This is a genomic window from Streptomyces sp. NPDC050610, from assembly GCF_040654875.1.
GTDB lineage: Bacteria > Actinomycetota > Actinomycetes > Streptomycetales > Streptomycetaceae > Streptomyces.
The window spans coordinates 71,340-84,966 of sequence record NZ_JBFAIV010000027.1 but is presented as its reverse complement, the minus strand read 5'-3'; the positions used below and the strand labels follow the sequence as shown (position 1 = coordinate 84,966).

At 71.5% G+C, this 13,627-nt stretch carries 12 protein-coding genes; 7 read left to right on the top strand and 5 right to left on the bottom strand.

Going from position 1 to position 13,627, the window contains the following annotated elements:
• Positions 1 to 42 precede the first annotated feature (42 nt).
• The 4 genes from AB0I22_RS28595 to AB0I22_RS28580 all read right to left on the bottom strand — a co-directional run bounded on the left by AB0I22_RS28595 (position 43) and on the right by AB0I22_RS28580 (position 5,860).
• A complete protein-coding gene (locus AB0I22_RS28595) occupies positions 43 to 2,418 on the bottom strand; it encodes an FdhF/YdeP family oxidoreductase (RefSeq protein WP_363133826.1) in 2,376 nt (791 codons plus the stop codon).
• Between the two features lie 168 nt (positions 2,419 to 2,586).
• Positions 2,587 to 3,351 carry a DUF3592 domain-containing protein gene (locus AB0I22_RS28590; RefSeq protein ID WP_363133825.1) on the bottom strand — a complete coding sequence of 255 codons (765 nt, stop codon included), beginning with the start codon at positions 3,349 to 3,351 and terminating at the stop codon, positions 2,587 to 2,589.
• A gap of 284 nt (positions 3,352 to 3,635) precedes the next feature.
• Complete coding sequence (locus tag AB0I22_RS28585) at positions 3,636 to 4,298, bottom strand: hypothetical protein (protein ID WP_363133824.1); 663 nt, start codon at positions 4,296 to 4,298, stop codon at positions 3,636 to 3,638.
• 83 nt (positions 4,299 to 4,381) lie between these two features.
• Positions 4,382 to 5,860 carry a cytosine permease gene (locus AB0I22_RS28580; RefSeq protein ID WP_363133823.1) on the bottom strand — a complete coding sequence of 493 codons (1,479 nt, stop codon included), beginning with the start codon at positions 5,858 to 5,860 and terminating at the stop codon, positions 4,382 to 4,384.
• A 247-nt stretch (positions 5,861 to 6,107) separates the two neighbouring features.
• Between AB0I22_RS28580 and AB0I22_RS28575 the strand changes: the two genes are divergently transcribed.
• The 7 genes from AB0I22_RS28575 (at position 6,108) to pip (ending at position 12,712) form a co-directional block, all read left to right on the top strand.
• Positions 6,108 to 7,016, top strand: a complete 909-nt coding sequence (locus tag AB0I22_RS28575; RefSeq protein ID WP_363133822.1) for a LysR family transcriptional regulator — start codon at positions 6,108 to 6,110, stop codon at positions 7,014 to 7,016.
• 209 nt (positions 7,017 to 7,225) lie between these two features.
• Positions 7,226 to 7,738 carry a flavin reductase family protein gene (locus tag AB0I22_RS28570; RefSeq protein ID WP_363133821.1) on the top strand — a complete coding sequence of 171 codons (513 nt, stop codon included), beginning with the start codon at positions 7,226 to 7,228 and terminating at the stop codon, positions 7,736 to 7,738.
• Positions 7,739 to 7,840: 102 nt separating this feature from the next.
• Positions 7,841 to 9,319, top strand: a complete 1,479-nt coding sequence (locus tag AB0I22_RS28565) for a 4-hydroxyphenylacetate 3-hydroxylase family protein (RefSeq protein WP_363133819.1) — start codon at positions 7,841 to 7,843, stop codon at positions 9,317 to 9,319.
• Complete coding sequence (locus AB0I22_RS28560; protein WP_363133818.1) at positions 9,316 to 9,789, top strand: RidA family protein; 474 nt, start codon at positions 9,316 to 9,318, stop codon at positions 9,787 to 9,789. Before AB0I22_RS28565 ends, AB0I22_RS28560 begins: the two co-directional genes overlap by 4 nt.
• Positions 9,786 to 10,472 (top strand): DUF1028 domain-containing protein, encoded by a 687-nt coding sequence (locus tag AB0I22_RS28555; RefSeq protein WP_363133817.1) that lies wholly within the window; start codon positions 9,786 to 9,788, stop codon positions 10,470 to 10,472. Before AB0I22_RS28560 ends, AB0I22_RS28555 begins: the two co-directional genes overlap by 4 nt.
• Complete coding sequence (locus AB0I22_RS28550; protein ID WP_363133816.1) at positions 10,472 to 11,638, top strand: M20 family metallopeptidase; 1,167 nt, start codon at positions 10,472 to 10,474, stop codon at positions 11,636 to 11,638. Before AB0I22_RS28555 ends, AB0I22_RS28550 begins: the two co-directional genes overlap by 1 nt.
• A gap of 147 nt (positions 11,639 to 11,785) precedes the next feature.
• Positions 11,786 to 12,712 carry a prolyl aminopeptidase gene (gene pip / locus AB0I22_RS28545; protein ID WP_363133863.1) on the top strand — a complete coding sequence of 309 codons (927 nt, stop codon included), beginning with the start codon at positions 11,786 to 11,788 and terminating at the stop codon, positions 12,710 to 12,712.
• Positions 12,713 to 12,721: 9 nt separating this feature from the next.
• On the opposite strand, the gene AB0I22_RS28540 is transcribed toward pip, so the two are convergent.
• Positions 12,722 to 13,582, bottom strand: a complete 861-nt coding sequence (locus tag AB0I22_RS28540) for a LysR family transcriptional regulator (protein WP_363133815.1) — start codon at positions 13,580 to 13,582, stop codon at positions 12,722 to 12,724.
• Between the last annotated feature and the right edge of the window lie 45 nt (positions 13,583 to 13,627).

Here is a 13,627-nt window from a genome sequence, read left to right as displayed (position 1 = left end):
CCCGTGCCGTGAGCGCGGTGTCCGCCCGTACGTCCCCCGTGCTCAGGCGGCCGGTTCGATGGTGACCTTGACGTGCTTCATGATCGGCTGGTCGCTCTGGGTGCTGTGGTCGACGAGCGCGCACAGCACGTTCATCTCGGGCATGTAGCCGGCCGCGCAGCCGCGCGGAATGTCGTACGGGATGGCGAGGTAGCCGTGCAGGTGCCGTCGGCTGCCGTCCTTCGCGGTGCTGGTGATGTCCACGGGGCCGAGGTCGCCGATGCCGCGGTCGCGCATGTCGGCGCGGTTCATGAAGACGAGCGTGCGCAGGTTCTTGACGCCGCGGTAGCGGTCGTCGTCGGAGTAGACGGTGGTGTTCCACTGGTCGTGGGAGCGCATGGTGCCCAGCGCCAGCGTGCCGGGGGCGGGCACGACGTCGGGGAGGGCGGCGGTGGAGAACTCGGCGCGGCCGGACGGGGTGAGGAATACCAGTTCGCGGGCGGGCTGCTTGATGCGGAAGCCGAGGGGGAGGCGCACGCGGCGGTTGAAGTCCTCGAAGCCGGGGAGGGCCTGGGCCATGGTGTCGCGGATACGGTCGTAGTCCTCGACGTACCACTCCCAGCGCGTGGCGCTGTCGGGCAGTGCGGCGCGGGCGATGCCGGCGACGATGGCCGGTTCGGACATCAGATGCGGCGAGGCGGGCCGCTTCATGCCGATCGACAGGTGGACCATGCTCATCGAGTCCTCGACGGACGTGTTCTGGACGCCCGCGCGCTGATGGTCCTTCTCCGTGCGGCCGAGGCACGGCAGGATGAGGGCCCGGCGACCGTGGACGAGGTGGCTGCGGTTCAGCTTGGTGCTCACCTGCACGGTGAGGTCGCAGTTGCGCAGTGCGGCGCAGGTGACCGAGGTGTCGGGCGCGGCGAGGGCGAAGTTGCCGCCCATGCCGACGAACACCTTCACCGCGCCGCTCCGCATCGCCTCGATCGTGCCGATGGTGTCCAGACCGTGCTCGCGGGGCGGTTCGATCCCGCAGACCTCGGCGAGGCGGTCCAGGAACGCGTCGGCGGGCCGGTGGTCGATGCCGCAGGTGCGATTGCCCTGCACGTTGCTGTGGCCGCGTACGGGGGAGGGGCCCGCGCCCTCGCGCCCCAGATTGCCGCGGAGCAGCAACAGGTTGACGATCTCCCGGACGGTGTCGACGCCATGCTCGTGCTGGCTGACGCCCAGACACCAGCTGATGATGGAGCGGTCGGCCTGGCCGTACACGCGCGCCGCCTTGAGGATGTCGGAGCGGCTCAGCCCGGACTGGCGCTCGATCTCCTCCCACGGCGTGGCCTCGCACAGCGCGCGGTAGTCCTCGAAGCCGACGGTGTGGCGGTCGATGAACTCCCGGTCCAGTGCCTTGGATTCGGTCGCGGACCGCTCCAGGACCGCCTTGGCCATGCCGCGCAGCAGGGCCATGTCGCCGCCGATGCGCACCTGGAGGTTCAGGGAGCTGGTCGGGGTCGACTTGAAGAGGGCCATGTCCAGGAAGTCGTGCGGGACGATGGTGCGGGTGGCCGCCGCCTCGACGAGCGGATTGATGTGCACGATCCGCGCGCCGCGGCTGTGGGCCTCGGCGAGCGCGGTGAGCATCCGGGGCGCGTTGGAGGCGGCGTTGACGCCCAGGATGAAGAGGGCGTCGGCGGTCTCCCAGTCCTTGAGGTCGACGGTTCCCTTGCCGGTGCCCAGGGACGCCTGGAGGGCGCGGCCGCTGGCCTCGTGACACATGTTGGAGCAGTCCGGCAGGTTGTTCGTGCCCAGTTCACGGGCCATCAGCTGGTAGAGGAACGTGGCCTCGTTGCCGAGCCGCCCCGAGGTGTAGAACGACGCCTGGTCCGGGCTGTCCAGGCCGCGCAGAGCGCTGCCGATCAGCTCGAACGCGTCCTTCCAGCCGATCGGGACGTAATGGTCCGTGCCGGGGTCGTAGACCATCGGTTCGGTCAACCGGCCCTGGTTCTCCAGGTCGTGGTCGCTCCAGCCGGACAGCTCGGTCACCGAGTGGGCGGCGAAGAACTCGCGGCCGACCCGCTTGCGGGTCATCTCCCAGGTGACGTGCTTGATCCCGTTCTCGCAGATGTCCAGGTGCAGGCCCTTGATGTCGTCCGGCCACGCGCATCCGGGACAGTCGAACCCGCCGTTCTCATGGTTCATCCGCATGATCGCCCGCGGCCCGTCCACCAGCGCGCGCTCGCGCAGCAGGAAGCGGCTCACGCTCTTGGCGGCGCCCCAGCCCGCGGCGGGATGGCGGTACGGGCGGAACTCCGGCCCGGCCTCGGGAGCGGGCCCCGCTCCTGGCCCCGTTCCGGGCTTCGCTCCAGGCTCCGCTTCGGGATCGCGCGGCTGCTGCTCGTCGGTGTCGGCGCTCAAGACTCTCGACCCTTCCACGTCCACCATGCGGATGTAATGCGCAAAACGGCACTTTCGGGCAGGCTAAGCCGCTCGATACGGGCCCGCCATTCGAGGCGCGTGGAGGGGAGGGCCCTGGTTCCCGGACAGCCCTGGCTTCCGGGCCTCCCTGACTCCCCGGGCCCCGCCGGGTTTCCCGGATCGGCCGTGGCGCGGTCAGAGATCCGAGGACGACAACGTGAACAGATACCCGCCGATCGCCAGGCAGGCGCAGAGCAGCAGGAACCGGCCGGTGACCTCGGTGCGCGAGGGGATGTCGGAAGGGGTGGCCTCGGTGGGGCGGAGCCACCGCGGCGGCCCCGGCAGGTGGATCACAGCCATCTCCCGGCCGATCGGAGGAAGACCGTCGTCCCTGTGCGCGCGGGCGACGAAGGACCGTATGCGGCCCTGGTGGTCGGTGAATTCGATCAGCGGGCACAGAACCGGTTCCCGTCGGTCCTCGTCCTCACCGTCGTACCGATAGCCCGTCACGGTGGCCATGACCGGAACGCCGTTTTCGCGCAGGCTCCGGCGAAGGCGCTTCTCGGCCCCGATCTCTTTCTCCAGGAACAGGAGGATGAGCCGTACGACCACGACCAACGGGTTGCCCCGCAAGAGGCCCCCCGACGCTGTGACGGTACGGGCCCGCATCGGGGTGTCCCGAAGGTGGAGGACCTCGATCTGCTCACCGAGGGGGAGGACGCCCCGGGGGCTGTCGACCGGATGGACGGAGATCGAGACGCTCCGATCCCGCTCGACGGGGAACTCGACCACCATCGTCGAGACGCCCTCGTCATCGGCGACATGGTCGATCACGGTGCCGGAGGTACGGACCCCACGCCGCCCGAGCTGTCGCGATCGCCAGTCGCGGGGCGTCACCGACGCGAGGCCGAGGAGTCCGGCCAGCAGGAACAGGAGGCCGATCAGTCTGACTTGCACCATGGCAACTCCTCTCGACGGCCTGCCTCGGCTCGTTCATGGAGGACGCCATCATTGACTGTGTCGCTGTCGCTGTCGCTGTCGCTGTCGCCGTACCCGTTCGGCCGTACGTCTCATGCCCCCGGGCGCCTCGGAGAAGCAGACGCCCCGTCCGCCCGCCTGGTTGCGGCCCGCACAGCCCGCCGTGAGGCAAGGGCCCGAACCGGCCGACTCGCGGAAACGGCACCGGTGCCGGGGCCGTTGGCGAGCGGCCTGCCGAGGCGGCGGTGCGGTAAAGGATGCCGCGTTCACCAGGCGTGGCAGTACTCGATGTGCAGCAGGCCGGGTACGTGCCGGCGGGTCCGCGACCGTGACCATGGGCCGGGGGTGAACTCGACGCAGAAGTGCCCCGCGTCCGGGTGGCGGTGCCGGTATGACGGGGCCTGGTCGACGAGGCCGCGCAGCGCGGTGCCGTGCTCGCGGAAGGCGGTGGAGCTGCCCACGACGAAGAGGGTGTGCGCGGCGATGTCGAAGCCGAGATGGTCTCGGTAGGTCCGGTACTGCCGCCGCCGGTGGTCGACGGCGCTCTCGTCGGGGACGTCACGGTCGGGGGTGGTCGCGGTGTGAGGTTCGCCGTCGCCGAGCCGGGCCCGGACCCGTTTCCACGCCGCGGCCGGAAACTGCAGGCTGTGGTGGAGCAGGACGAGGTCCAGCGCGACCGGCTCCCCGTCGCCGACCGCGCCGTCGGGGGCGGGGTTGGCCCGTATCGGCAGATGGATCAGGGAACGGGCGGACCGGGCGGCCAGCGCCCACGCGCCGGCGAGCTGGGCGGCGCCCTCCCGGTCGGCGTACATCGACAGCCAATGGCCGTCGTCGCGCAGCGCCAGCCGCGCCGGGGACGGGGCCGGCCGGATCACCCGAACCTCGCCGCCGCCCAGCCGGACCTTGTGTATGCGCACCCGCTGTTCCACGCGTCTCCTCGAACCTGTCGCACGTCGCACCTTAGTACGATTGATCCGACCGGTCCGGCGCGCCCGCGGGCGGCGGAACGCCGTCAGGCGGTCGGCGCCGTGCGCACCGGCTCCTCCTGGGCGACCCGCACCGCAGGCTCCGGCTCCGCCGTGCGCGGGCGGGCCCAGAAGTAGTACACCGGGGCCGTCACCACCAGGCCGATCAGCCAGGAGAGATCCGCGCCGCCCAATGGGGCGACCAGGGGGCCCGTGAAGAGGTCGGTGGAGACGAAGGGGAGCTGGACGACGATGCCGAGGACGTACGACGAGAGCGCCGTGCGGTTGAAGCGGCCGTAGCGGCCTCCGTCGGCGGCGAAGAAGTCCGTCATCGCGTACCGGTCCCGGTGCACGAGATAGAAGTCGATGAGGTTGATCGCGGTCCACGGGATCAGCACGATCAGCAGGACGCTCACCAGGTTCACGAACCGCGAGACGAAGTCGTCGGACACGCCGACCGCGACCAGCAGCGCGGCGACCAGAACCGTTCCGGAGACCACCCCGCGGGCGGTGCGGCGCGGGGTCCAGTGGGCGCGGAAGGTCTGGCCGATCGTGATGAGGGAGAGCACGGCGCCGTAGAGGTTGAGGGCGTTGTGGTTGATGACGCTGAAGAGGAAGAGGATCAGCACGACGGGCCCGAACGCGCCCGCCGCGCTGTCGAAGCCCGCGACCGTGTCGTCGGCGCCCGGCGCGGCGAGCGCGATCACCGTGCCCGCCAGGAAGGACAGCGTCGAGCCGAGACACGAGCCGCAGTACGTCGCCCAGAACGTCGCGGGAGTGCGGACGGTACGCGGCAGATAGCGTGAGTAGTCCGATACGTACGGGGCGAACGCGAGCTGCCACAGCGCGCTCAGCGACACCGTCGCCAGCCAGCCCGCGAAGGTGAAGCCGCCCCGGGTGAAGAAGTCGTCCGGCAGGCCGCGGAAGGCCACGACCGCGATGCCGACGGCTATCCCGAGGCCCAGCACCCAGGTCGCGATCTTGTTCAGGGTGTGGATCAGGCGGTAGCCGACCCAGCAGATCACCGCCGAGCCCAGCGCGCCCAGCACGATGCCGCCGTTGACGGGGACGGCGGGCGCGAGACCGTGCAGGGACTTCCCGGCCAGCACGATGTTCGACGCGAAGAAGCCGACGTACATGGCCGCCGCGACGACCACGATCACCAGCGCCCCGATCACCCCGAACTGCGCCCGGCTCTGGATCATCTGCGGCACGCCGAGCTGCGGACCCTGGGCCGAGTGCAGTGCCATGAAGACGCCGCCGACGAGCTGGCCCACGAGGATCGCCAGCACGCTGGACCAGAACGACTGGTGGAAGACCTGCACCCCCATGGCGCCCGTGACCAGCGGCAACGGGGCGATGTTCGTCCCGAACCACATGGTGAACAGGTCTCTGACCCGCCCGTGGCGCTCGTCGTCGGGAATGTGGTCGATCGTGTGCTGCTCCACCGTGGCGGGCGCGTCCGGCACGGCGGGCGCCTCGGCCGCGGCGGGGGTGTCGGGTGCGGATCCTCCGGGACCGGACATGCGGACTCCCTAGAACGTGAGGGGCGAAGAGCGGTGCGGTACTGCGGGTGGGCGGTGCGGGCCGTGGGGGTGCTGTCGATGCGTGGTGCGGCCGAGGGGGTGCCGGCGGCGCGGGTGCTGAGGGGGGCGGTGCGGGTGGGCAGCGCGGGTAGGTCGGGTGGTTCGGAAGTCTCGAAGATTCCAAATCCCCGGTCAAACATTGTTTTCACGGGGGTTGCATCGGATTTCCAGATGTAAAAATCCGGGCATGCCCCACGACACCAACTTCACCCTCGTCCAGCTGCGCTACTTCCTCGCCGCCGCCGAGCTCGGATCCATGACCGCCGCGGCCCAGCGCATCAACGTCTCGCAGTCCGCCGTCTCCACCGCCGTGACCCACCTCGAACGCGAACTCGGCGTCCAGCTCCTCATCCGCAGGCACGCCAAGGGGCTGGAGCTGACGGCGGCGGGCGAGCGCTTCCAGCACGAGCTGCGCGGCTTCCTCACACACGCCGACGAACTGGCCGAATCGGCGCGCAGCCTCGGTTCGGAACTCGTCGGCGACCTGGCCGTCGGCTGCTTCCAGACCTTCGCCCCCTTCTACCTGCCGCGCCTGCTGCGGGGGTTCGCCGAACGCCACCCCGCCGTCCGCGTCGACGTGCACGAGGGCGACACCCCCGCCGTCCAAGGGCTGCTGCGCACCGGACAGTGCGAACTGGGGCTGCTGTACGACCTCGAACTGGACGCGGACATCGAGCACGAGGTACTGGCCATGGCGCCCCCGTACGCGCTCGTCCACGAGGGGCACCGGCTCGCGGGCAGCCGCCGGGTCAGACTCGCCGACCTCGGCGGCGAGCCCATGGTCCTGCTCGACCTGCCGGTCAGCCGCGACTACTTCCAGTCCGCGGCGGCCAAGGCCGGGGTGCGGCCGAAGATCAGCCACCGCACCACGAACTACGAGACCGTGCGCTCCATGGTCGCCGCCGGATACGGCTGGTCGCTGCTCAACCAGCGGCCCGCGCACGACGGCACGTACGGCGGCTCCCGCGTCGTCTGCCTGCCCATCGCCGACCAGTTGCCGGCCCTTCCCGTCGTCCTGGCCAAGCTCCGCGGCGTCCGTCTGACGGGCCGCGCGCAGGCGTTCGCCGCGACCTGCCGGGAGACCCTTCGCGGGTGAGCCGAAGGGGTCGCCGACTTGCTGCATCTGTTCATCAGATGCAGTTGAGAAAAAAGATCTGCTTTACGGAATTACCCGGTCCGCCCATAGTGGTCGTCAGCCGAGCCCGCCAAGCCCGCACGGCGGGCCCGCAGCGCTTGCTCGCTCCACCGCACCGAGCCCGCTCCACCCCCATCGAGCCCGCTCCACCGCACCGAGGGAGGCCGACCATGAGCATCGCCCCGGACCGACTCATCACCCCACGGCAGGACTTCATCGCGGCCATGGGCAATGCCGCGACCGGCGTCACCGTAGTCGCCACCGAAGGACCCGCCGGCCGCTTCGCCCAGACCGTGAGCGCCATGTGCTCCGTCACCGCGGACCCGCCGTCGCTGCTCGTCTGCGTCAACGAACGCAGCCCGCTCGCCGAAGCCGCCGCCCGCAACGGCCACTTCGCCGTCAGCGTCCTGAGCGCCGAACAGGCCCACGTCTCCGACGTCTTCGCGGGCCGGCCCACCGCCGGCACGCCGTACGACTTCGACTGCGCCGACTGGGACACCCTCGGCACCGGCTCACCGCTGCTGCGCGGCGCCGCCGCCGTCTTCGACTGCCGGCTCGGCGACGCCGTCGTCTCCGGTACGCACCGCGTCCTCTTCGGCGCCGTCACCGCCGCCGCAGTCTCCCCGGACGCCCGCCCGTTGGTGCACCACGCCCGTACGTACGGCACGCACCGCCCCCTCTGACGGCGCCGCAGCCCACCCCTTCTACGCAGCCACCCCCTGACGGCGTCCGCCTCAGCCGACCCCGCCGCCCCCTTCTGAGAGCCCAGGACAAGGAGTACGGAGATGATCCGCACCGGAGAGCAGTACCGGGAGTCGATCCGCGACGGCCGCGAGGTCTGGATGAACGGCGAGAAGATCGAGGACGTGCCCACGCACCCCGCCTTCAAGCCGCTCGTCGACATCCGGGCCCGGATCTACGACATGGCACACGACCCGGCCACCAGCGGCGTCATGACCTACAAGGACGAGGAGAGCGGCGAACTCAACGCTGTACAGCAGAAGCCGCCCCGTACCCGCCAGGACTGGGAGGACAAGCGGGCCGCCACCGACGCGGTGCTCACCGACGCGGGCGGCGTCGTCACCCGCGTCGGCGACGAGACCATCGGCGAGGTGTGGTCCCTCATCGACGGCCAGGACGTCCTCAACCAGATCAACCCGGCCTACGCCGAGAACGTCAAGCGCCACATCGACCTCGCCTGCTTCGGCGACCCGTTCCACGTCTCCGCCAACACCGATCCCAAGGGCGACCGCTCCAAGCGCCCCCAGGACCAGGACCCCGACATGCTGCTGCACGCCGTCCGCGAGACGGATCGCGGCATCGTCGTGCGGGGAGCCAAGTACGAGACGGCCGCCGCCTACTCCAACCAGGCGTTCGCCAAGCCGACCATCGCCAACTGGGGCGACTCCGAACTCTCCGACTACGCCCTCGGGTTCATGCTCGACATGGGCGCCCCCGGGCTCAAGTACATCTGCCGCACCGGCTTCGCCGGCGGCGCCAAGCCCGTCGACGACTACCCCGTCTCCAACCGCTTCGACGAGGTCGACACCCTGGTCGTCTTCGACGACGTCGAAATCCCCTGGGAGAACATCCTCTTCTACCGCGACACCAAGGCCGCCACCTTCATCCGCGCCACCCTGCACCGCTACAGCGCCTACGCCTTCACCCAGCGCAACCTGCGCCTCGCCGACCTGATGATCGGCGCCGCGCTGTGGAACGTGAAGCAGACCGGTCTGGAGAAGCAGCAGGCCGTACAGGAGAAGCTGGCCACACTCGCCTGCTACCGCGAGGGCATCAACGCGCACCTCACCGCCGCCGTAGCCATGGCGGAGCCCAGCCCCGGCGGGCTGCTGATGCCCAATCAGTCACTCCTCTACACCGGCCGCGTGCTGGCCTGCTCGCAGCTCCACGAGATGATGCACATCGCCCGCGAACTGTGCGGCGGCCAGATCTGCATCACCCCGGACAAGGCGTCCTTCGAGGACCCCGAGACCGGGCCGTGGCTGGAGAAGTTCTACTCGGTCAACGAGCACTGGGTCGCCGAGGACCGCCGCAAACTCCTCGCGTACGCCCGCGACCTGCTGAACTCCGACTACGCGGGCCACCGGCTCACCTTCCAGCTCTTCGCGCAGTCGCCGCCGTTCGCCCACCTCGGCGCCGTCTACCGCAACTTCGGCTGGGACGGGCCGCTCGACCTGGTCAAGGACGCGGCCGGGCTCTCCGACAACGTGCTCGGCTCGCTGGGAAGGAAGGCCGCCAAGTGACCGTCCACGACCGCATCCGCCCCTTCGACACCGCCGCCACCTACCCCGAACAGGACCTCTCCAACGACCTCGCGCAAGCCGTCGTCGCCGAGGGCACCGTCTATCTGCGCGGCCAGATCGGCCAGGACCTCGATACGCGCGAGAACGTCGGGGTCGGCGACGTGGCGGCCCAGGCCGAGCAGGCGATGGCCAACATCGCGATGCTGCTGGAGGAGTGCGGCAGCCGCCTCGACGAGATCGTCAAAATCACCGTCTACCTGACGGACATCCGGTTCCGCGAACCCGTCTACCGCGTCATGGGCCGCCGCCTCAAGGGCGTCCACTACGTCTCCACCGGCCTCGTCGTCTCCGCGCTCGCCCGGCCCGAATGGCTCGTCGAGATCGACGCCACGGCCGTGATCCCGGCGGAGCGCCGCGCCGAAGCGGCCGCCGTGCGGGCCGCGGCCGTACGGGAGGGGGAGGGAGCATGACCTTCTCGATCGCCGCGCGCTGCGCACGCACCGGACAGTTCGGGGTCGCCGTCACCTCCTCGTCCCCCGCCGTCGCCGCCCGCTGCGCGTACGTCCGGGCGGGCGTGGGCGCCGTCTGCTCGCAGAACATCACCGATCCGCGGCTCGGCGCCCACCTGCTCGACCTGCTGGCGGGCGGCGCGTCCGCCGCCTCCGCGATCCGCGGGACCACGCACGCCGAGGCGCACCGCCCGCACATCCCCTACCGGCAGTTGACCGCCGTCGGAGCCGACGGGCCGGGCGCCGCGTACTCCGGGGCGCACACCCTGGGCCGGCACGCGGAGGCCGTCGGCCCCGACGCGGTCGCCGCCGGAAACCTCCTCGCGGACCCCGGCGTACCGCACGCCGTCCTCGACGCCTTCACCGCCGACCCGGCCGCCCCGCTCGCCAGGCGCCTCGTCGACGCGCTCGGCGCGGGCGCCGCGGCGGGCGGCGAGCAGGGACCGGTGCGCTCGGCCGGGCTGCTCGTCGCCGGCGACGTCCCGTGGCCGGTGACAGACCTCCGCGTCGACTGGACCGACGGCGACCCGATCGCCGAACTGGCCGCACTGTGGAAGATCTGGGAGCCGCAGGAACAGCCGTACGTCCAGCGCGCGCTCGCTCCCGGCGAGGCGCCTTCGTTCGGCGTGCCGGGGGACGCGTGATGACGGACAGCACCGGGGGGCGTACGAGCGGCATCCGCCGTGCCGTCGCGGCGGCGGCCGATGACGTGCTGGCCCTCAGCCACCGCGTCCACGCGCACCCGGAGGTGGCCTGGGAGGAGGAGAAGGCGGCCCGCTGGACGGCGAGTGCCCTCGACGACCTCGGCTACACCGTCCGGACCGGCACGGCCGGGCTGCCCACCGCCTTCACCGCGACCGCCGGAACCGGGCCGCTGCACATCGGGATCTGCGCCGAGTACGACGCGCTGCCCGGCCTCGGCCACGCCTGCGGCCACAACATCATCGCCGCGGCGGCGGTCGGCGCGGCGGCGGGGCTCGCCCCGTTCGCCGACGAACTGGGCCTGACGGTCACGGTCTTCGGCACCCCGGCGGAGGAGGGCGGCGGCGGGAAGATCCTGATGCTGGAGCGCGGCGCCTTCGACGGGGTGCACGCGGCGATGATGGTCCACCCCGGGCCCGTCGACGTGGCGGAGGCGGACCCGTTCGCCGTCGCCCATCTCAAGGTCCGCTACCACGGCAAGGCCGCGCACGCCGCCGCCTACCCGGAGCAGGGCCGCAACGCGGCCGACGCCTTCACCCTCGCCCAGGTCGCGATCGGCCTGCTGCGCCAGCAACTGCCGGGCGGCACCCGGGTGCACGGCATGATGACGCGCGGCGGCGAGGCGCCCAACGCCATCCCGGAGCTGACGGAGGGCCGCTGGTACGTACGGGCGGGAACCCTGGAGCACCTCGACGGGCTGCGCCCGCGCGTCGAGCGCTGCTTCGAGGCGGGCGCGCTGGCGACGGGGTGCGAGCTGGAGATCGAGCCGGAGAGCCCCCCGTACTCGGAGTTCCGCAACGACGCGGGACTGCTCGCCGTCTACCGGCGCACGGCCCGGGAGCTGGGCCGCCGCTTCGACGAAGGCACCCCCGCCGCCCGGATGAACCGCGCCTCCACCGACATGGGCAACGTGTCGCGCGTCCTGCCCGCCATCCACCCCTACCTCGGCATCGGTTCGCTGCCCGCGGTGAACCACCAGAAGGAGTTCGCCGCACACTGCGTCGGCGGCGAGGCGGACCGCGCCGTCATCGACGGAGCCGCGGCGATGGCGCTGACAGCGGCGGCGGTGGCCTCGGAAGCGGGGGAGCGGGAGCGGCTCATCGGCTGAGGGGCCGAGGCCGGCCGACCGGCTTTACGGTGGTCCCACTGTTGAGCGGGGGGCGGACGGCCTGTGTCGTCCGCCCCCCCGCATAGAGCCGCCGGGAGGCCCCCTTTGAACGAGCTGTATCCGCCGATCGAGCCGTACGAGACGGGGATGCTCGACGTCGGCGACGGCAACTCCGTGTACTGGGAGGTCTGCGGCAACCCGGCCGGCAAGCCCGCGCTCGTCGTCCACGGCGGGCCCGGCTCGGGATGCGGCACCGGCGTGCGCCGGTTCTTCGACCCGGACCGGTACCGCGTGGTCCTCTTCGACCAGCGCGGCTGCGGCCGCAGCACCCCGCACGCCGCCGACCCCGCGACCGACCTGCGGCACAACACCACCTGGCACCTGATCGCCGACATGGAACGGCTGCGGGAACACCTGGGCATCGACCGCTGGCTGCTCCACGGCGGCTCGTGGGGCTCCACCCTCCTCCTGGCCTACGCGGAGCAGCACCCCCGGCGCGTCTCGGAGATCGTCATCGCGAGCGTCACCACCACCCGGCGCTCCGAGACCGACTGGCTCTACCGGGGCGTGAGCCGCTTCTTCCCCGAACAGTGGGAACGCTTCCTCGCCGGAGCTCCCGGCACCCCGCGCGACGGTGACATCGTCGGCGCGTACGCGCGCCTGATGGAGCACCCCGACGCCGCCGTACGGAACAAGGCCACGGCTGACTGGTGCGCCTGGGAGGACGCGGTTCTGTCGGGCGAGACGAACGGAGCCGCCAACCCGTACGGCGACCGTCCCCCGGCCGCTCGCCTCGCCCTGGTCCGTATCTGCTCCCACTACTTCTCCCACGGCGCGTGGCTGGAGGAGGGCGCCTTGCTGCGCGACGCCGGCCGGCTGGCCGGGATTCCGGGCGTCCTGATCCACGGCCGCCTCGACATGGGCGGACCCCTTCAGACGGCGTGGGAACTCGCCCGGGCGTGGCCTGACGCACGGCTGATCACCGTCGAGGACGCGGGCCACCTTGGGACCGGGACGACGGGCCGGCATGTGCTGGAGGCGCTGGACGCCTTCGGCGCGTCAGGCGAGGGCTGATCAGGCTGGTCAGACAGCGGTTCCGGTCGCGGCCGAGGGGCTCGCGGCCACCGCCGCGTCCACGAAGGAGGCGACGAGGGGGCGGCGGTCGAGCTCGGGCCACGCGATGGCGATCCGGCTGTCGCCCCCGTCGGTCACCGGGACGCAGACGAGCCCCGGGGGAACGGGTTCGATGAGCGAGCGGGGCAGGACCGCGATCATGCGCCCGACGCTGATCAGGTGCGCCATCTGCGTCACGTCCACGACCTCCGGCCCGGTCCCGTCGTCGGGAACGCCCTTCCAGCGCGGCATCGTCTCGCCGTCGAGATCGGCCATCCGCAGCTCGGTACGCGAGGCCAACCGGTGGCCGGCGGGGAGAATCGCGACGCGCCCCTCGACGTACAGCGTCTCGTGCGCCAGCCCCTCAAGGTCGTCGAACGGCACGTACAGCAGGGCCACATCCGCTCTCCCGTCGCGCAGATGGTCCACACGATCGGTGCCGCCGCTGAACAGAATGTCCACCCGGCGCGCGTCGGGCCGCCGGGCGTACTCGGCGAGCATCCCGGACAGCAGATGGGCATCGCCCCCGGGCTTGATCACCAGCCGCAGATGAGCCTCGGCGTCACCGGCCCGCCGCGCGCTCTGCACCGCGGCACTCACCGCGTTCACCGCGTGCCGGCCGTGCCGCAGCAACGCCTCACCGGCCGGGGTGAGCGAGACATGACGGCTCGACCGTACGAGCAACTGCACCCCGAGCCGCGTCTCGATCCGTCGAACCGCCTTCGACAACGCCGGCTGCGCGATCGACAGCCGCACCGCGGCACGACCGAAGTGCAGCTCCTCGGCGACCGCGATGAAGTACTCAAGCTCCCGGGTCTCCAGTTCGACCATGCCCACAGGTTATCGCCGAAGCCCGCACCGGCCTTCGGCCCACCT